This is a genomic window from Streptococcus sp. 10824, from assembly GCF_013276595.1.
Classification (GTDB): Bacteria; Bacillota; Bacilli; order Lactobacillales; family Streptococcaceae; genus Streptococcus; species Streptococcus pseudopneumoniae.
This window is the reverse complement of sequence record NZ_VMLH01000073.1, coordinates 1-19,330: the sequence shown is the minus strand read 5'-3', so window position 1 is coordinate 19,330 and position 19,330 is coordinate 1. Positions and strand designations below refer to the sequence as shown.

Annotated in this window: 16 protein-coding genes and 4 pseudogenes; 1 reads left to right on the top strand and 19 read right to left on the bottom strand. The window is 39.9% G+C overall.

Annotated elements, in window-relative coordinates; all coding sequences use genetic code 11:
- Positions 1-26: 26 nt before the first annotated feature.
- The 6 genes and pseudogenes from gyrB to HT701_RS07000 all read right to left on the bottom strand — a co-directional run bounded on the left by gyrB (position 27) and on the right by HT701_RS07000 (position 8,040).
- Positions 27-1,973 (bottom strand): DNA topoisomerase (ATP-hydrolyzing) subunit B, encoded by a 1,947-nt coding sequence (gyrB, locus tag HT701_RS07025; protein WP_138705349.1) that lies wholly within the window; start codon positions 1,971-1,973, stop codon positions 27-29.
- 14 nt (positions 1,974-1,987) lie between these two features.
- On the bottom strand, positions 1,988-2,551 hold the full coding sequence (locus tag HT701_RS07020) for an HAD family hydrolase (RefSeq protein WP_031222428.1): 564 nt from the start codon (positions 2,549-2,551) through the stop codon (positions 1,988-1,990).
- Between the two features lie 84 nt (positions 2,552-2,635).
- On the bottom strand, positions 2,636-3,190 hold the full coding sequence (locus tag HT701_RS07015; RefSeq protein WP_138705348.1) for a DJ-1 family glyoxalase III: 555 nt from the start codon (positions 3,188-3,190) through the stop codon (positions 2,636-2,638).
- Positions 3,191-3,200: 10 nt separating this feature from the next.
- On the bottom strand, positions 3,201-4,424 hold the full coding sequence (locus HT701_RS07010) for an FtsW/RodA/SpoVE family cell cycle protein (RefSeq protein ID WP_172931361.1): 1,224 nt from the start codon (positions 4,422-4,424) through the stop codon (positions 3,201-3,203).
- Positions 4,425-4,460: 36 nt separating this feature from the next.
- Positions 4,461-6,911 (bottom strand): bifunctional DnaQ family exonuclease/ATP-dependent helicase, encoded by a 2,451-nt coding sequence (locus HT701_RS07005; protein WP_172931360.1) that lies wholly within the window; start codon positions 6,909-6,911, stop codon positions 4,461-4,463.
- A 199-nt stretch (positions 6,912-7,110) separates the two neighbouring features.
- Positions 7,111-8,040 (bottom strand): annotated as a pseudogene (locus HT701_RS07000) (peptidase U32 family protein).
- A 139-nt stretch (positions 8,041-8,179) separates the two neighbouring features.
- Between HT701_RS07000 and HT701_RS06995 the strand changes: the two are divergent.
- A complete protein-coding gene (locus HT701_RS06995; RefSeq protein ID WP_112443507.1) occupies positions 8,180-8,467 on the top strand; it encodes a DUF3270 domain-containing protein in 288 nt (95 codons plus the stop codon).
- Between the two features lie 28 nt (positions 8,468-8,495).
- Here HT701_RS06995 and ciaH read toward each other — a convergent pair whose 3' ends face one another.
- From ciaH to HT701_RS06930, 13 genes and pseudogenes are all read right to left on the bottom strand, one after another.
- Positions 8,496-9,830: a two-component system sensor histidine kinase CiaH gene (ciaH, locus tag HT701_RS06990; protein WP_172931359.1), complete on the bottom strand. Its 1,335-nt coding sequence runs from the start codon at positions 9,828-9,830 to the stop codon at positions 8,496-8,498.
- Positions 9,820-10,494 carry a two-component system response regulator CiaR gene (gene ciaR, locus HT701_RS06985; RefSeq protein ID WP_172931358.1) on the bottom strand — a complete coding sequence of 225 codons (675 nt, stop codon included), beginning with the start codon at positions 10,492-10,494 and terminating at the stop codon, positions 9,820-9,822. Before ciaR ends, ciaH begins: the two co-directional genes overlap by 11 nt.
- A gap of 108 nt (positions 10,495-10,602) precedes the next feature.
- On the bottom strand, positions 10,603-13,149 hold the full coding sequence (locus tag HT701_RS06980; protein ID WP_172931357.1) for a M1 family metallopeptidase: 2,547 nt from the start codon (positions 13,147-13,149) through the stop codon (positions 10,603-10,605).
- A 122-nt stretch (positions 13,150-13,271) separates the two neighbouring features.
- Positions 13,272-13,712, bottom strand: a complete 441-nt coding sequence (locus tag HT701_RS06975) for an ASCH domain-containing protein (RefSeq protein ID WP_172931356.1) — start codon at positions 13,710-13,712, stop codon at positions 13,272-13,274.
- Positions 13,687-14,556: pseudogene (locus HT701_RS06970) on the bottom strand (putative PEP-binding protein). The gene HT701_RS06975 and the pseudogene HT701_RS06970 overlap by 26 nt, the downstream one beginning before the upstream one ends.
- A 41-nt stretch (positions 14,557-14,597) precedes the next feature.
- Positions 14,598-15,326, bottom strand: a complete 729-nt coding sequence (locus tag HT701_RS06965) for a GNAT family N-acetyltransferase (RefSeq protein ID WP_172931355.1) — start codon at positions 15,324-15,326, stop codon at positions 14,598-14,600.
- 7 nt (positions 15,327-15,333) lie between these two features.
- A pseudogene (locus HT701_RS06960) lies at positions 15,334-15,813 on the bottom strand (NUDIX hydrolase).
- Between the two features lie 10 nt (positions 15,814-15,823).
- On the bottom strand, positions 15,824-16,522 hold the full coding sequence (locus HT701_RS06955; RefSeq protein ID WP_119920085.1) for a 3-oxoacyl-ACP reductase: 699 nt from the start codon (positions 16,520-16,522) through the stop codon (positions 15,824-15,826).
- The gene (locus HT701_RS06950; RefSeq protein ID WP_000141913.1) at positions 16,515-16,751 is read right to left on the bottom strand and encodes a DUF2829 domain-containing protein; all 237 of its coding nucleotides are present in this window, start codon (positions 16,749-16,751) and stop codon (positions 16,515-16,517) included. The genes HT701_RS06955 and HT701_RS06950 overlap by 8 nt, the downstream gene beginning before the upstream one ends.
- A gap of 99 nt (positions 16,752-16,850) precedes the next feature.
- On the bottom strand, positions 16,851-17,777 hold the full coding sequence (locus HT701_RS06945) for an aldo/keto reductase (protein ID WP_119920086.1): 927 nt from the start codon (positions 17,775-17,777) through the stop codon (positions 16,851-16,853).
- Between the two features lie 74 nt (positions 17,778-17,851).
- A complete protein-coding gene (locus HT701_RS06940; RefSeq protein WP_172931354.1) occupies positions 17,852-18,667 on the bottom strand; it encodes a hypothetical protein in 816 nt (271 codons plus the stop codon).
- Between the two features lie 3 nt (positions 18,668-18,670).
- Positions 18,671-18,991 carry a PadR family transcriptional regulator gene (locus tag HT701_RS06935; RefSeq protein WP_000665422.1) on the bottom strand — a complete coding sequence of 107 codons (321 nt, stop codon included), beginning with the start codon at positions 18,989-18,991 and terminating at the stop codon, positions 18,671-18,673.
- Between the two features lie 89 nt (positions 18,992-19,080).
- A pseudogene (locus tag HT701_RS06930) lies at positions 19,081-19,330 on the bottom strand (hypothetical protein); the annotation flags it as partial.

The window sequence follows — 19,330 nt, the reverse complement described above, 5'->3', positions numbered from 1 at the left end:
CCAAGGGAACTACTTCTCCCTATTTTTTAGACATCAAGTGTACTATAGACAGCATTTTCTTCGATAAACTCACGACGAGGCTCTACTCGATCCCCCATCAACATATCAAAGATTTTATCTGCTTCTGCAGCATCATCTACAGAAACTCTAGCCATCAAGCGATGTTCGGGATCCATGGTTGTTTCCCACAGCTGATGATCGTCCATTTCACCTAGCCCCTTATAACGCTGAATAGTCGGTTTGGTACGACTTTCACTATAACGGGCTAAAGCTTCTTGGAGTTTGATTTCTTGATCTGCACCCGGCTGGATATATTCTTTAATCTCGCTTCCAACCTTGACACCATAGATTGGTGGCTGGGCAATATAAACATAACCAGCTTCTAGGATTGGTTTCATATAACGATAAATCAAGGTTAAAAGAAGGGTACGAATGTGGGCTCCATCGACATCGGCATCGGTCATCAAAACGAGTTTTTGGTAACGGGCTTTCGAAACATCAAATTCTGCGCCAAATCCTGTTCCCATGGCTGTGAAAAGACTACGAATTTCTTCGTTAGCTAGAATCTTATCCATACTTGCTTTTTCAACGTTCAAAATCTTACCGCGAATTGGAAGGATAGCCTGAAACTCACGGTTACGACCAGATTTGGCTGATCCACCAGCTGAGTCTCCTTCGACGATGAAGAGTTCTGTTTCAGCAGGGTTATTAGAAGAACAGTCTGCTAGTTTCCCTGGAAGGTTGGAAATTTCCAAACCAGATTTTTTACGTGTGACTTCACGCGCACGCTTGGCAGCCACACGAGCCTTGGCAGCCAAAATTCCTTTTTCTACGATACGTTTGGCAATCTGTGGATTTTCCATGAGGAAATCGGAGAAGGCTTCACTGAAGAGGCGATTGGTAATCTTGACCACTTCGCTATTTCCCAATTTGGTCTTGGTTTGTCCTTCAAACTGTGGATTTGGGTGTTTAACTGAGATAACTGCAGTTAAGCCTTCGCGAACATCTTCCCCTGTTAAATTATCTTCATTGTCTTTCAGTAACTTATTCTTACGAGCATAATCATTGATAACACGAGTCAGTGCCGTACGGAAACCTTGTTCATGCGTTCCACCTTCATGGGTATGAATATTATTGGCGAAACTCATGACATTTTCATGGTAACCTGTTGTGTACTGCATGGCTACCTCAACTGTGATATCATCCATCTCACCGTCTGTATAGATTGGTGTATCAAAGATTACATCCTTGTTCTCGTTTATATATTCAACGTAACTAGCAATCCCACCTTCATAATGATAATGCTTGGTTTGTTCCAAACCTTCACGCTTATCTGTAATTGAAATTTGAAGACCGCGATTTAGAAAGGCCAACTCTTGAATCCGTTTATTTAATTTATCAAAATCAAAGATTGTTGTTTCAGTGAAGATTTTTGGGTCCGGTGTGAAGTGAACAGTTGTTCCTGTTTTATCCGTATCTCCAACTATTTCAAGATCTGCGACAACATGACCACGACGGTATTCTTGGTAATGAATCTTACCATTTTTGTGAACATGAACGTCTAATTGAGTTGAAAGGGCATTAACAACTGACGACCCCACGCCGTGAAGACCACCTGAAACCTTGTATCCGCCACCGCCAAATTTTCCTCCAGCGTGAAGGACAGTAAAGACAGTCTCAACGGCAGGTCGACCTGTTTTTTCCTGAATATCGACTGGAATACCACGCCCATTATCCACAACAGTAATCGAATCATCTGGCTCAATAAAAACTTGAATATGGCTGGCAAATCCTGCCAAGGCCTCGTCAATTGAGTTATCAACAATTTCCCAGACTAGATGGTGAAGACCTTCTTTTGAGGTTGATCCAATGTACATCCCTGGACGCATACGAACAGCCTCTAAGCCCTCTAAAACTTGAATTTGACTGGCATCATAATCCTGTGCCTGCAGATTTTTGATTTCTTCTGTCATCTTATTCCTTTTTCTTACATGTCTAATACTTGTCTTAAATTCACGATACTGGTAAACAAGTGGGTATCAAGTCCTGCAGCTTGACCTGCTTCGATATCAATCGGTCGATCACCAATGACAAGACCTGAGCTAATCTGATACTTTTTTCTTAAATAAAGCACGGACTCGGGATTTGGCTTTCTCTTAAAGCCTGAGCTAGAAGTCACCACTTCTGTAAAATAAGCTGCTATAGAGGTTTTTTCTAAAATTTCCAAAACCTGATTATTTCGATGAGAGACCAAAAAATGACGGCCACCTTGATTTGAAATGTCTTCCAATAGGTCAAAAACTCCTTCAAATAAAATCGGGTGTTCAAGCTCTCTGGCTTCATTTTCCTTGTACTTTTCTAAAAAATTCTCTAAATTGGGAGCGAATGTCTCAATCGCCAAATCAGTAGAAACCTTTAAAGCTTGATAGACACTGTCATGGTCTTGTATAATGCCATACAGTGCCAATGTTTCAACAAATGCAGCTGTTGAAATTTCATAATTATCCAGTAAAGTTCCACCTAAATCCCAGATATAATCGTGATATTTCATACCCTTCATTATAGCATTTTTTTATGAAAAAAGCGATGATTTCCCTGATTTTTCCACATAAAAAACGAGAGAATAACTCCCGTTTTACTGATTTTTACCAAAGACATCTCGATAGAGCATTCCTGTTCGTAAAGTCTCTGCGTCTCCTCCTAGTTGCTCTACCAACTCGTAGGCAAAGGCAAGGGCTGTCGAGGGACCCCGACTGGTTGTCAACTGACCATCTACCACTACTGTTTCCTTGACGTAGTGACCATCAAGGATTTGCTCTTGAACACCATCATAACAAGTGTACTGCTTGTTTTTCAATACCCCTGCTTGATTGAGGACAATTGGTGCCGCACAAATGGCTGCTAGTTTCTTCCCTTCTTGCTCGAATCTTTGCAACTCTTGAATCAAGGCCTGATTATCGCGCAAATGTGCAGAACCAGGCATACCGCCAGGAAGAACAATCATGTCATAGTCTGATAAATCACCATCAAAAACACGATCTGCACTTACTTGGATTGCATGCGAACCTGTTACTTGCTCCTCAAATCCTACCATATCACAAGTGATATTTGCTCGACGCAAGACATCTACAACTGTCAAAGCTTCAATTTCTTCAAAGCCCTGAGCTAACATTACTGCTACTTTAACCATGATTTTCTCCTTATTTGATTCGTTTTAATACAACCTTTTTCCGTTTGAGTGGGACTTTTCCGCTCTTTTCTTCAGCTAGATTAGTCTGGTAACTCATCGATAAAAGCAAGCCAATACCAATCAAATTACTGATAATAGCCGATCCTCCTTGCGAAATAAAAGGCAAGGGAATCCCAGTCAAAGGAAGCAAGCCCGTCACAGCGCCGATATTCTCAAAGATATGGAAGAGTAACATCATAATCAAACCTGTGGAAATATAGGTGTAGAACTGGTTATTTGATTTGAGAGTAATCTTCAACATACGATAAATCAACATGAGATAAAGGGCGATAACAAGGACAGAGCCAATAAAGCCAAAATCTTCTGCAATGACCGTGAAAATCATATCCGACTCTCGAACTGGGATAAGCAGATTAGAAGCATTAAACCCTTGTCCAAATAAGCCACCGCTTCCAATGGCAATCTGCCCTTGAGCCTGCTGGTAAGTCGTTGTTTGGGCAAACTCAAAGGGATTGAGCCAAGCCAAAATCCGATTGATTTGGTAGGTCGGCATTCCAATCTGGTGAAGAAAAGCTCGTCCGTCCTTGCTAATAAAGATGGCTAAGAAACCAACAACTCCTGTTACAGCAGTCACAAATACTGGAATAATAATTTTCCAAGAAACCCCTGATAATAAAACGATTCCTGAGAAAATGGCTACAAAAACCAAAGCCGTCCCCAAGTCACTTTGAAGTGCCAAAAGAACTAGGACTGGAATAGTAAAGAGAATCATCCAAAAAATTAACAAAAAGTCCAGCGGAACCGTGCGTCTCCATTCCTTATGTTTTTTGGTAAACTGGACAATCACACGGGCCAACATGAGGATATAGGATATCTTCATAAATTCTGACGGTTGGAACAAGGTAACACCATTTACCGATACCCAGTTTTTGGCACCCGTTGATGCAACTAAGCTTGGATTATAAAAGACAATCGGCAAGACCATGAGTCCCAAGCCTAAAATATATAGAAAGGGGGTCACCTTCCAAAGAAACTCTGTATTGAAGAGCATGACGATAAAACCAATCACAAGCCCCAAGGCGATCCAGGCGACCTGCTGCCCTAAAATGGGCAGAATATTGTTTGGATAATCATGACTAACAGCTATATAGATAGCCACCACGCCAATAACCAGTAGAAAAAATACTGGCAATAGCAAACTATAATCGACTCTAGAGTCGAGAGAACGTTTCATATACACTAACCTTATACTTTCATACAATACTATTTATCAAAGTTCATTTAAAAATCTATCAATAGCCTCATTAACTTCAGATTGAGCAATCGTTGTAACACTCGCTTCTTTTGCTAGAGAAGTCACTATTTGCTTGCCGTATCGTTTTCCGACAATTCTCCTATCCAAAATAAGAGTTAAGGAACGTTGGTGTTCACGTCTCATACTTCTTCCCAAAGCCTGTTTTAAACGAATAATGGCCATTGGCAATTGATAATCATAAAAGGCATTTTTCCCTTCTTGAATTAGTTCCTTATTGATCTTTTTCGTCAAGGGCTCTTGAGGATTTTGGAAAGGAAGTCTTGGTACAACTTGAATCACAAAAGGATGACTTGAAAAATCAACTCCCTCCCAGAAACTTGCTGCACCAAGCAGGATTTGTTGTTCACCTTTTTCAAAGCGTTTCTTAAGCTGATGAACATCACCATTTTTATACTGGGCCAAGTGACTTACAGGGAGTAAATCCGATACTGCTAGAAGCATGTCTTTAGCAGTAAAGAGAACCAAAATCGGTTGTTGGAAATCTTTAACTTCCATCAGCAATTCAGCTACCTCTTTGGCATAGACTTCTAAGGAAGTTTCTGTTACTAGAGGAAAATCTTTGACCAAGACCACTTCTTGATCCTGTTTTTTACCAGCTTCAATCTTAACAAATTTGGCTTCAGGATAGCCTAGAAGGTCTGCCAAAGAAACTCTTTGACTAATCTCAAGAGTAGCCGATACTCCCAAGACTTGGCATGAATCAGGCACTAAAGAAGATAGAAGAATACGGCCTGATTTCGTAGAAGAAATCTGAATTTTCTTTTGACTCGTTTCAGTTGCTTCAAGCCAGTAATCTCGGTCAGCTGTAAAATAGCGAACCAGTTCCCCAAAGCCTTCTACCTCTAATTCTGAAAAATACTGGTGGAGATTGGCAAGAGAATCTAAGATATTTTTCCTAGATTTGCCAGACTGAAATTGTTCGATCAAGTAGAGACACTCAAAGCGAATACTTTCTAGTATTCGTTGCTGGACCTTATTTTGCTCCTCCAGTAAAGCCTTATCAAGCAAATCGATAATAGACTGGATATCGTAGGTCTCTTGAAGCAGATTTTCTAGAGCCAACAAAATCTTTTGAACTTCATCAATAATCAACAAACGGTCACTGACAAATTCAGGATTATCTTCAAGTCTGGTTACAAGATAGGCATGATTGGTCACTAAAAGCTTGCAGGTTTGTGCCCTTTCTTGACTACGTTTCCAAAAATCTTCCGTCACAAATAAGCTCTGGGATGATAAATTCCCATCATGACGAAGGTTTGTCAGAAAATGTTGGTAACGGTAGAGTTGACCAATCTCATCCAAATCCCCCGTTTCTGTCTCTGTCAGCCAGACCAAGAGTTGCATTTTGAAGCGTCTAAATAAGCGATTTTCATCATTTTCCTGCAAGGAACGATAAAAGGTATCCAACTTCAGATAATTGTGTGGTCCCTTTAAACTATGAATATCTATATGGAACACATCCTTAAGACGTTTACCTTCTTCCTCCATGATTTGATTTTGAAGAATCTTTGTCGGAACACTAAGGACAATTTGTCGCTCTGTCACTTGAGATAAGGCGGGTAAGAGATAGCCATAGGTTTTCCCAATCCCAGTTGGAGCTTGAATCAGAGAGACAAGCTCATCTTTCAATAGCAAGCCAACCTCTTTAGCAAAACTTTCTTGTTCCTCCCTCACTTCAAGATTCAACAGAGAAATATTTTTAGAAAAATCCTGAGATAGTTTTCGTGACTCCAGAGGAGCTGCAATTTTCTTGAAATACAGTCCTTGAACTTGGACCAAATCTGAAGAACTCAGAATAGATTGGTTGCGATAAATTTCTTCAATAACCAGGTAGGACTCATATAAGAGTGCATCAGCCATTTCCAGCAAGCGTTCCAAGAGACCTTTAGGAAGTTGGGCCATCTTTTCCCGTAGAAATAAGAGTAATTCCGCAGTAGCTTGGGCATCTGAAAGGGCTGTATGAGCATGTTTTAGAGGAATTCCTAATTCCCTGCACAAAATAGGCAAGCTATATTTTTCCAGTTCAGGGAAAAAGACCTGGGCCAATTCGACCGTGTCAACACGAGGATTTCTTAGTTCATAGCCTTCAAAAAATAAATTTTCCGCCAAAAGATTGGCATCAAACTGAACATTATGGGCCACAAAAATCCCATCCTCCACCAAGTCAAAGATTTTTCTAGCAACCTGTGAAAAATCAGGTGCTTGCGCCAGACGTTGGTCTGTCAATCCTGTCAGTTCTTTGATATGAGCATCTAAGGGTTCATGTGGATTGACATCCGTCGTATAGTGATCAACGATTTTTCCGTCCTCAATCACGACAATTCCCACTTGGATAATTTTAGCCTTACTACCTGTGCTAGTTGCCTCTAAATCCACCACAACATAGCGATTACCAATCGTTTTCATTATAAAAAATTATACCAAAAAAAGGGCCATTTGGCACCTGCAAACATGGGATAATTTTCAAACTCAAGAAGGTTACTTGTATTAAAATTCCCAGTAAACAGAGCATCCTAGCTTACTGATTTGTTGAAAATGGTGAAGAAATACGAAAAATTGAGAGAAGAAATGTTTACATCTTCCTTCTCTCAACGAATCATTTACTCTATTTAACCATATCAGGATCGTAGTCATAAAATCCTGTATCAAGGAAACGGTTTTTAGGATGTAACTTGCGCACTTCTTCATCCAGCAAGAAGGCTTGGTCATGGCTAAAGTTGCCCTCTTGGATCAAGCTACGAGCTTGGATAAAAAGTTTTGCAATCTCAACAAAGTTCTGACCAGGTGTATAGAGACCTTCTAATTTCCAGTGAGTAAAGCCATACTCCACCAATTCTGTTAATTTTGTCATCAAATCAAGGTCGTTATTAGCAAAGATGTGGGTACCATGATTATCTTCAAAAATGGAATAGTGGCTCTCTGGGGCACTTGGCTCAGCCAAAAAGAGGTCACGCTTGCGCGTCTTTTCATCATCGATGTGCGTAAAATTATAGTAATTTTGCAAGAGCGGACGTTTAGAATGGTGAATAACGCTAGCTCCGTAAACCAAAACTTCAGCAGGAATTTCTAAAATCTCTGGCATTTTGAAGAGTTAAGCCGATGGAATTTCACGCGCCAAAACAGCCTCAGATGCGCCAGCCTTTTGTCCCCAGAAATTAATCTGGCGACTGCTAGTTACCATAGTTGAAGCATCGTAGATGGTCTTAAATGAATAACCATCGCGATTGACCACATAAAAGACACCTGCATCCCCAATCGTAATGTAGTCTGTCTTGATTTCTTCCAAAAAGTCTAAGAAAGGTTTGATACGGTCCATCATATCTTGGTGCATGAGGGCATTGACTGCAACAATCAATTCCTTACCAGCATCATGAACCAGCTTAGCGATTTCACGCAATTGGTCATAACTAAAGGTCGTTGGCAGACGAAGGCCAAAATCTTTCTCGCCAACATAGATACGGTCTACGCCAGCTTCGAGTAGTTGTTCAACTTGTTCAATACTTTCAGCAGTTGCTGTAATGATAATCTTTTCCATAAGGAAAATTATACCACATTTCTCCAAAATCAGCCATGCTTTGAAAATGAAAAGGGACTTTATTCTTTTTGTAACCTTTCTGTAATAATTCTCTACCGAAAAAATGATAAAATAGGTATGTACTGTTAAGGAGAGAATCATGCCCGTAAGAAAATTACAATCCTATGAGGTAGACTATCAAGAAGAATTAAACCAGCAACTTCCTCATTATCAAGCTTATACACCTGAAGCACAAGCTGATAGCAATCTCAAAGAAATTTTATTTTTTGTCAATATCGCTGTTTTTTGTATCTGCATTGCCATCTTTAGTTTTATCTTTTTGTCATTAAAATTAACAACTGTGCTCGCCTTACCTGCAGCAATAGTATCCAGCTTACTTGTTTTAAAAGTCCAACGCTCTATTATCAAACGAAAACTTAAAAAATAAACATATCGCCCCATCTGGAGCGATATGTTTATTTTTTCTTTTTAGATGGTGTATGAATGGCAATCTTCACTTCAAAGATCGTTCCCTTGGGTTTATTATCTTTGACAGTAATGGTTCCTTTTAAGGCGTCTACAATTTGCTTGGCCAGAGATAATCCTAAACCAAAACCACCTTTTTGTCGGGTTCTAGCCTGATCAACTCGATAAAAGCGGTCAAAAATTTTCTTCTTATCTTCTGTCGAAATACCGACTCCATTATCAGAAACAAGTAAATACAGATTGCGATCGGTCGCCGAGATAAGAAAATCAATTTCACCATCCTCTTCAGTATACTTGACAGCATTATCAAATAGGATAGTCATCAACTGCTTCAAGAGAAGCTGATCTGTGACAATCGTGCGATGGATCCGATTTTCAAAACGGAAGACACGATCATTTTCCGAAGCAATCATCTCATAGTTTGTGAAAGTCGTATTAAAAAAGCTAGTTGGAACTTCTGCAAGTTCTGGCTTAATCCCATCATCTCTACGAGCTAAGTTCAGCAAGTTTGTCGTCAAAAAACGCATATTTCGGACTTCTTCCAAGCTCGATGCAATGCTTTCACTCACATCCATAATGGTAGCTTCTGGCTTACGAAAAAGGGTCTCTAAGCGATTTTGCAAAACTGCGAGTGGAGTTCGTAACTCATGACTGGCATTTTCCACAAAGGACTGTTGCTTCTGCATGCTCTCAAGCAGGGGCCTAACACTAACCCTAGCTAGATAGAGACTGGCAAGCAAAGACAAAATCCAGAAACTTGCCATCACAATCACAATCAATTTCTCATGCTTTTGACTGGCCTGCTCTAACTGACTGGTATTTATCAAGACAGCAGCATACTTGATATTGGTTGGAACCGAATTGATATTCGTTTCCATCAAAATCATGCGATAGATTTCTTCCTGCCCATAGCTATTAAAAACCTGAATCTGGTAGATATGGCCTAGTTCTTTCTTTTCTAACTTAATCTTATCCAAGCCCAAAAATCGATTTCCAGAAAGGAGCTGAGTGAAATTCTTATCAAAAAGAATAACCTCTGTATTGGAACTAACATTGGGTTTTACATCAGTCTTACTAGTATCTGTAGCAGCATTCTCCAAATCTTTAATCTCTTCTGTCGCCCTATTTAACGCCAACTGAATAATTGCCTGAGGATTGTTGCTCAAGCCATGAAGCTTATCATCCACCGAAGTATAGAGACTCGAATGCATGACCTGCAAAATAATCAAGGTCATGGTGGAGAAAATCAGGGTAAAGACACCAAAGTTGCGGATAAAATAACTAAAGTCATCCGCATACCATGTTTTTTTTAGTTTACTGAACATCTTTTAAAATATACCCAACACTGCGCAAGGTTTGCAAATTCTCTGCAAAAGTGGTTCCTTTTAATTTCTTACGGACTTTTGAAACATAAACTTCGACAATCGAAATCGTTGTGTCACTATCAAATCCCCATAGACGATCAAAAATCTGAGTCTTAGGCAAAATAACATTTTGATTTTGAAGGAAATAAACCAGTAAATCAAACTCTTTCCCCAGCAATTCGACAGTAGTATCTTCAACCTTAACGGTATTTGTTGACAAATTAACTACAATATTTCCATAAGTCAAGGTGTTTTCATTAAACTTGCCTGAACGTTTGAGAAGGGCTTGAATCCGCATTTTGAGTTCTTCTAGGTAAAAAGGTTTGGTCAGATAATCATCCGCTCCCAGTTCAAATCCATGTCCCTTGTCATCCAAGCTTTCCTTGGCGGTCATGATCAGAACTGGAGTCGTAATCCCCTTTTCACGCAATTCTTTCAAGACTTGGAAGCCATTTTTTTCTGGCAACATCAAATCAAGCAAAATCAAGTCATAGACGCCACTCTCAGCTTCGTAGAGACCTTCTTCCCCATCAAATACCTGCATGACATCCGCAAAATCGTCTAAAAAGTCAAATACTGAATTTGACAGGCCTAGGTCATCCTCAACCAATAAGATTTTTATCATGAGAAACTCCTCCTTATTAAAACCATTATACCAAATTTGCCTTAAAAAAAACTCAACTCTCTGCATTTTACATGAGATAGCTGAGTTTTCTTTTTATTTTAGACTTATTTATGCGTTTCCGTATTGAAGAACGACTGCTTCCACTGCAGCTTTTTCACGGTTAATCAAGTCAACACGCGCTGCAATTTCCTTGATTCCCATACCGATGTTACGGCTAAGAGCAAGGTCAGAAAGTTGCGGTTCAAAGAATTCTTTGTATTCCGCCAAGCGTTGCTGAGTCTTAAATACGTGTGCAGGAAGGATAACAAAGCTATCAAAGCTCATATCTCCTCCAAGGGCTGCCTTAATCCAAGCCCAGTTTTCACGCGCCCAAGACCAAGCTGTTTCCTGAGTTGCTTGATGAGCTAGGAATTGGTAATACCAAGCAGACAAGTCTTGTGGTTTCACCACAAATTTGTCCTTCCAAGAAGCAATCAAGGTTTGGATATTGTTCGCATCTGTACTGTAAGCAAGAGCAGCTGCCAACTGACGTTTAAAGACAGCATCTGTTGCGTGAGTATAAGTATCAAGATAAAGTGCTAACAAGTCTTTAGTCTCATGATGTTTCATCTCATTGATCAGAACTTGTGAGCGAATAGCTGCTGGAAGTCCTGCAAGATTCTCCTTGTGAGCCGCGAAGATTTGGCTAGCGGCTTGACTAGCTTCTGCATCATTTGAGCGAATCATCATAGAAACAGCCAACTGACGAACCAACTCATCCTCATCTGATTCGCCGTCTTTAGCTTCAAAACCAAGACGGTCATAGTTGTGACGAGCCAATTTAGCAACTAGTACTTTGAAGGCTGTCTCAGCTTCTGTTCCTTCATCGATAAAGCGCTCAAGGGCCGAAATCACTTGAGAAACAGCTGAAACGACAAGGTAAGACTCTTCCTTGGCAAGTTTATCAAGGACTGGGAACAAGTCAGCATAAGAAATGTGCCCTGCTTCAGCAAGCAAACGACGTTCTTGGACGATTTGCAGTTTGCTTGTGTTATCAAGCTCAACTAGGTCAGCAAGAACTGCATCCAACAAGTCCCCTTGATAGTCTGTAATGTAGTGGGCTGTATTTTCAGTATTGAAATGAAGAGCTCCGTCATTTTCAGCAAGAAGAGCTGCGTAGCCTGGAATTTCTATGCTTTCAGTTTCAAGTGTATCTGGCAAGCCTTTCCAGTTGCTATTGAGTGGCACAACCCAGAGACGGTTCTTGTCTTCGTTCTCACCGATGAAGAATTGTTTTTGTGAAATCTTCAAGACATCATTTTCAACTTTGACAGTAAGAACTGGGTAACCAGGCTGTTCCAACCAAGAATCCATGAAGGCTGCGACATCACGTCCTGACGCTTGACCAAGGGCATCCCAAAGGTCACGACCAATTGTATTGCTGTACTGATGTTTTTCAAAGTAGGCATGCAAACCTTTGGCAAAATCAGCATCTCCTAGCCAACGACGAAGCATGTGCATGAGGCGACTTCCTTTGGCATAGACGATAGCGCCGTCAAAGAGTGTATTGATTTCATCTGGATGTTTAACTTCGACGTGGACAGACTGAACGCCATCAGTCGCGTCACGTTCAAGAGCAAGAGGTACTCCACCTGTTTGGAAATCTTCAAAGATATTCCAGCTTGGTTCAATAGCATCCACACAGACGTATTCCATCATGTTGGCAAAGCTTTCATTGAGCCAAAGGTCATCCCACCATTTCATCGTTACGAGGTTACCAAACCATTGGTGAGCCAATTCATGGGCCACAACAAGGGCAACTTGTTGACGGCTAGCAAATGTAGAGTTCTCATCGACAACCAAGTAAACTTCACGGTAGGTCACAAGACCCCAGTTTTCCATAGCACCAGCTGAGAAGTCAGGAAGGGCGATGTGGAGAGATTGAGGAATTGGGTACTTAACTCCGTAGTAATCTTCGTAAAACTCGATTGAGCGAACGGCAATGTCCAAAGAGAAATCAAGGTTAGAAAGTGGATGTGCTTTGGTAGAGTATACACCAACGAGGGTACCATTCTTGGTTTTAGCGGTTACCCCTTGCAAATCACCCGCAACAAAGGCCAACAAGTAAGAAGACATGCGAGGTGTTGTCTCAAACTTCCAGATACCTGTTTCCTTACGGTTTTCAACATCGATTTCTGGCATGTTAGACAAGGCCAATTCACCTTCTGCTTGGTCAAAACGTAGAGAAAGGTCAAAAGTTGCCTTGGCTTCTGGCTCATCCACACATGGGAAGGCTTCGCGCGCAAAATGGCTCTCGAACTGAGTAGACAAGACTTCCTTCTTCACTCCGTCAACTGTATAGTAAGAAGGATAGATCCCTGTCATGTTATCTGTGATTTTACCAGAAAAGGCAAGAACCACTTCAACTTGACCAGCCTCAGCCAATTCGATATGAAGGGCTTCATTTTCATGGTCAACTGTAAATGGACGAGCTTGACCTGCAACTTCTACAGAAGCGATTTCCAAGTCTTTTTGGTGAAGGGAAATACGGTCACTCTGTGCTTGACCAGTGATGCTCACCTTCCCAGAAAACGTCTTGGTCTCACGACTCAAGTCTAAAAATAAATCATAATGTTCAGGAACAAATTGCTTAATAAAATGTTCAACTGCTTGCATAGTTTTCTCCTATTCTAAGTTTAAGAGCTGCTGCTCTTCTTCAAACAAACTTATTATATCATATTTTGCTTGAGAAAAAAGGATTGGACGGCAATTTCCAAAACTTTCTTCCGTCTAGCAGTCTACAGTGGGTAGACCTTGCGAAATTCTTCTAAAACAACTTTGATGTCAGGTGTAAAATTCTGTCCTGCCTCCCTCATCCACTCTGTGAAAAAGTCCTCATGAACCTGGCGCCAATAGGCAAGTGATTTGTCTCCCTCACCTTCCTTAAAGGCATGTTGCGCAGAAACTTGATTGAAGAGTTCAACAGAAACCTTTGTAATTTCGACAATGCAGACAGACTGATTTTGACTATCTAAAATGATATCGAAGGTCCCTACTTGGGGAAGTGGTTCGTCTTCTAGTACATAGAGGTCATAGGCTGATGCTGTTGCTGTCTTTTCTCCTTTAAACACCAAATCCGCTAAAAGATCTGGTTCAACTCCAAAAGCCCAAGCATCGATTTCATCTCCGATCAAAGGATTGATTTGCTTGTATTTATTCCACATTTCTTGCGGTATCATGGGTACTCCTTTGTAATTTTTTACTTTCTTCTTTTATGTGTTTAAGATGATCTGGATGGTCAATCTCTAAATCAAAAATCTCTGGAATAGAACTGTAGTGGATAATGCACTTGATACCCAACTGATTCATTTTTTGTATGAAAGAAGTATTCAGATAGCCTGCTACAGCAAAATCAATCTTGTTCTTTCTTGCTTTATCCTGCATATCTCTTAGCATATCTAACATTATTGGACTTTCCATATCATGCCATTGACTGTTTCTCATAGTCGCAAAAACAAAGGAAGTCAAATCATTCATTCCAACTACAATCTTTGAAATGCCCGTTTCCAGTATACTAGATAAGTCAAAATACGCTGACGGTAATTCAATCATCGTTCCGACTTTCCCAGTAAAGCCATACTGACGCAATACTGTAATAGCTTGTTTTAATTGGTCGGCATCATTGACAAAAGGAAAGATAACAGATAGATTGGGGTTGGTTTGATAAACTTCTGTAACGACATGTGCTTCAGCCTGAAATTCATCCAAACACGCCAGTAAACGCCTAGTTCCTCTATAGCCAAACAAGGGATGCCCTTCGTCAAAAAACTCTTTAGTCCCCACTAAACAATTGGCTTCTGTATTCGTTAATTCAGTAAAACGATACCAAACTTCTTCATCTGAGTACAGGGAGCAGATAGTCTCTAGATAATCTTTTACAAATTGCTGACAACTAGGTAACAGTATGTTTTGGTTGAGCTCTCTCAACAAGTATTCCCCACGAATCATGCCGACGTGGTGAAATAATTAGGGGTAAACTTTTTCAATAATTTTTTCGCCACTAAGGGCAAGTTGATTTTTCATAGCCATTCACCTCGTCTTAAAAGATACAACATCATATATAATTATATCAAAATTTCCTCTAGTTCAAAAGCTTCATAAGGTTCAGCTAACTCATATCCTAAAAATTCTGCTACTTTTTTGGAAGCCTCATTATGAGCATCCCAAAGTGGAAACATATCCCTATTTAAACTCTCTAGAATCATTGCAGCACCAAGCTTTTTAGCAAATCCCTTTCCTTGTTCGTTTGGTCTAGTTGCAACTTCCACTTCAACTGCTTCACGGTAAACTAACCCTGAGGAAATTCCAGCAATCAGTTCATTATTTTTAAGAATCACAAAGCCAAATCCACCTTTTAAAACAAAATCCTGATAGGACTCAAAATCCCCCTGTAAATCCTGTGACCATTCTTCCGTAGAAAAGCAGTTATAAATATGATTATCAATAGGCACAATATTGTAACCTTCCTCTAAATGAGTAACTAGATCATTTAGAAATTTAACTTGAAAATTTGCCTTATCTTTAAAAGAATAGCGAGTAAAAGAATTTAGCCCCACTTTTCGATGCAGAAAATCTTGCCAATTAGTATTTTCTGAAATAATAATCTTATAATCTAAACCATATTTTCTAACAAAATCTTCCCAAAATCTGGAATCCAACTCCCCTGCTAGGTATAGAAAATTCCCAACATCACAAAAGCTTGTTGTCCTATCATTGTTTCTGTAGACAGTTCCAATTTGAGATTTAAGACCATAGAGAACCATATTTTTCTTCCATGTTTTAAATAGTTCCATTATCCTCCTACTTCACCTTCCAATTCATGTAAGAAGTCTTGTCCAGTTCTGGAAGTCCTAATAATTCAGACTTAACCTTCAAGACTAATGGCGATACATTTTCTTCTGTAATCTCTTGAATATCCATCCAAATATATCCAAGTGAATCATTCGCACCATCAGACACAGCTTCCGAAGTCGTAACTTGAGGTGCACTCTCATTCATTTCTACATCATACAAGGCCATGACATGGTGAACTATAAAATTTTTTAACTCTTCCCTGACGAAAACATCGTAGATTCGAGAATTAGAGTAGCTTCTAACAGTAAATCCCGTCTCTTCCAAAACTTCTCTCTTGAGGGTTTCTGTCAACCCCTCACCGAGTTCCTGACTACCACCCGGTAGGTCATACCGATGTTGATAAGGGCCTCTCGTTTTTTCAATGCAGAGTAACTTCCCATTTTCAAAGCAAACAGCGTAGACTCAAAAGTGTCTTTTGATTTCCATCCAAATCCTCCTACTTCAAAGACCAGCCACCATCTATTGTCAGAATTTGACCCTGCATGGCAGATACCTTACCACTGGCCAAAAAGAGACTGACTTCTGCCACTTCCTCTGGTTCAATCCAGCGCTTGATTGGTGTTTCACTAGCAACCCAGTCAGCCAATCCACCTGGCTCAAAATCTGCAGAGGTCATAGCTGTCTTGACTGCTCCTGGAGCGATACCAAAGACCTGAATCCCAGCTTCAGCATAGTCTAGAGCCAACTGCTTGGTAAAGCCAGCCAAGGCATGCTTAGAGGAAGTATAGGCGTGACCACCTCCACCTGCTAGGCTAGAAGCAATGGAACACATATTGATAATGATTCCTTTTTTATTCTCTAGCATTTGTGTCAAATAATACCGAGTCAACTCTACTGGAGTAACGTAGTTGATTTCAAAAATCTCCTGAATTTCCTGCACTGATTGTTCCAACAGTGGTTTGTAATCATCCAAAACTCCAGCAGTATTGCACAAAACCTCAACCTGAGGACACCAGTCAAAAATAGGTTCCAAGTCCAAGGTCAAATCTCTCTGTAAAAAGTGAAAATCACCCTCTAAGAGTAGATTTTCACCTTGGTCAACTCCATAAACTTGATAGCCCTTCTCTAAAAAGAGTCGAGCCTGAGCCAGACCAATCCCTGAACTTACTCCCGTAATCAATACGCGTCTAGTCATGCACTTCTACCCAATCCGTCGCCAAAACATCACAAGGTGTCGGACTCCACATGGAAAAACCTTCTCCTTCGCCAGAAACGTTGATTAGGAAGTAGGGCGTCACTTCAAGTGCAACCCCATTTTGCTCGATAGTATCAAAAAGTTGGACATAGTTTTCAGCACCTCCCCAACCAGTTCGTACATATTTTTTCTTAGCCTTTAACCCAGGCAGGATTTCTTCAAAAGTCATGTTATTCTCCTTTAAAATCAATAATTCTTCCCTTCATTATAACAAAAAAACCGCTTTGCAACGGCTTTTTGACTGTGATTTATTTACATCTGCTTCTACTTACGGCAAGTTATTCCCTGCTGCAAGATAAATTTCATACCATTCTTTTCTTGTTAAGCTAAAGTTTGCCGCTTGGCTAACTTCTCTCAAGTGATTAGGATTTGTGGTACCTACGACTGCCTGCATTTTTGCTGGATAACGCAATATCCAAGAAATGGCAATAGTTGAAGGGGTTACTCCATATTTAATAGCTAAACGATCAAGTACTTGATTTAAAGATTGAAATTTCTCATTTCCAACAAAATTCCCTTTAAAATACCCGAATTGTAAGACAGACCATGCTTGAATGACCACATCATGTAATTTGCAATATTCAAAAATGCTGCCATCTCGCATAGCTGCTTGACTATCTTCCATATTAACATGAAAACCTGATTCGAATCCTGGAGTAAAAGCCGCACTCAATTGTAACTGATTAACAGCTAACGGCTGCTTGACATCTTTTTTAAGCAACTCCATCATCATAGGATTTTGATTAGAAACTCCAAAATTTCGAACCTTACCTTGTTTATAAAGGAGATCAAAGACTTCTGCTACTTGGTCAGATTCCATCAAAGCATCTGGTCGATGAAGGAGCAAGCTATCTAGATGATCAATCTTCAATCTTTGCAAAATTCCGTCTACTGATTTTATAATATAGTCCTTAGAAAAATCAAAATAGGTAAATTCTTCAATGCGAATGCCACATTTGGACTGAATCCACATCTTTTCTCTTAAATCTGGACGATTTTTTAGGACAATACCTAACAGTTCTTCACAACGACCACGACCATATATATCAGCCAAGTCAAAAGCATTGATTCCAACAGAAAGTGCTGTTTCTACAAGCTCTTCAACTTCTTTTACAGACTTATCTTCTATTCTCATCATTCCGAGAACAATTTCTGATAATTCTTTGTCATCTTGACCAAGAGTTATGTATCTCATCAAATTTTTCTCCTTAAATTTCTACCATTCTTCTCTTCATTATAACAAAAAACTGCTTTGCAACGGCTTTTTGACTATATTTCACTCCATTTTATCTTCTTAAATCCACGAAACAAGAGAAAAATACCAATAAAGAGAACAGCTAAAGGAATGATTTTTGTGAAGAAAACATGTGAAATGCCCATCCACTCATAGTAACGGAGCAGAGAACCTACAATAAGATGGGCAACAACCATACTGACAAAGGGACGAAAGACCGCTTCTTTCCAATTCCAAATACTGATGACTAGAGAAAGCGTAAAGACAAGGAAACTATCCCAAGGAGCAGGAAGATAAAAGGCTCCTTCTTGTATAAAACTTCCCATTCCTACATATCCTAGAACGACTAGCAGAACAAGAATCCCAACGACAATATAGGTGCCAATTTTCATTTTAGGAGAATCTTGGACTAAACTTCTTCGTAAAATTGTGGCCACAAGTCCAAATCCAATCAGAAAAATAAGAAGTTGCCCTAAAAATGTGAGCAAATTGACTTTTAAGAGAGGACCTTTAGAAAAATCACCTAATAGTTGATAGTAGCGTAATACCGCTAGGACAAGGGTTGGCGTCAACAGTGACTCCTTGATAGAACTGCGTGGTGCTTCCTTGAGTATCTCTTTCATTATTTTTTTAGGATTCTTACCTAGATAATCCTCTGCACTCATGCCATCTCGTTCTGCTTCTGAGAAATCTAACATCATCAAATAAATTTGCTCTCTGAGATAGTCCTCATCATAGAGAAATCCAGCAAGATTAAAACTATCCCACAACTCCTCAAAATACTGCTGATTCTCCTCAGAAAACTCATGCAACAAGGCGCTTGTTTCTTCATAATACTTCATTTTCTTCATGGTTTAACCCCCATTCTTAATTCCTTCTACTTTTTGACTCAAATCGTCCCATTGTTGCCAAAAGACTGAGACACGCTCTTCTCCTTCTTTCGTTAACGAAAAATACTTCCGATCTGGACCATCTGGCGACGGACGCATGTCGCCTCTTATCCATTGATTTTTTTCTAACTTTTGCAACAAAGGGTAAATAGTTCCTGGAACGATAGTATCAAATCCAGCCTCTCGCAAAGTCTGAACCAACTCATAACCATATCGCTCTTTTTGACCAATCATATCCAAGACACAACCTTCAAGAACACCTTTTAATAGCTGAGTTTCTTTCATCCCTTCTCCCTCCTTGCCTATTTTGTAATACCTACTAGTAGCTTCACCTATAGTATACTACTTTCACACTAGTTTGTAAAGCATAATAGTTAATACTCTTCGAAAATCTCTTCAAACCACGTCATCGTCGCCCTACCGTATGTATGGTTACTGACTTCGTCAGTTTCATCTACAACCTCAAAACGGTGTTTTGAGCTGACTTCGTCAGTTTCATCTACAACCTCAAAACGGTGTTTTGAGCTGACTTCGTCAGTTTCATCTACAACCTCAAAACGGTGTTTTGAGCTGACTTCGTCAGTTTCATCTACAACCTCAAAACGGTGTTTTGAGCTGACTTCG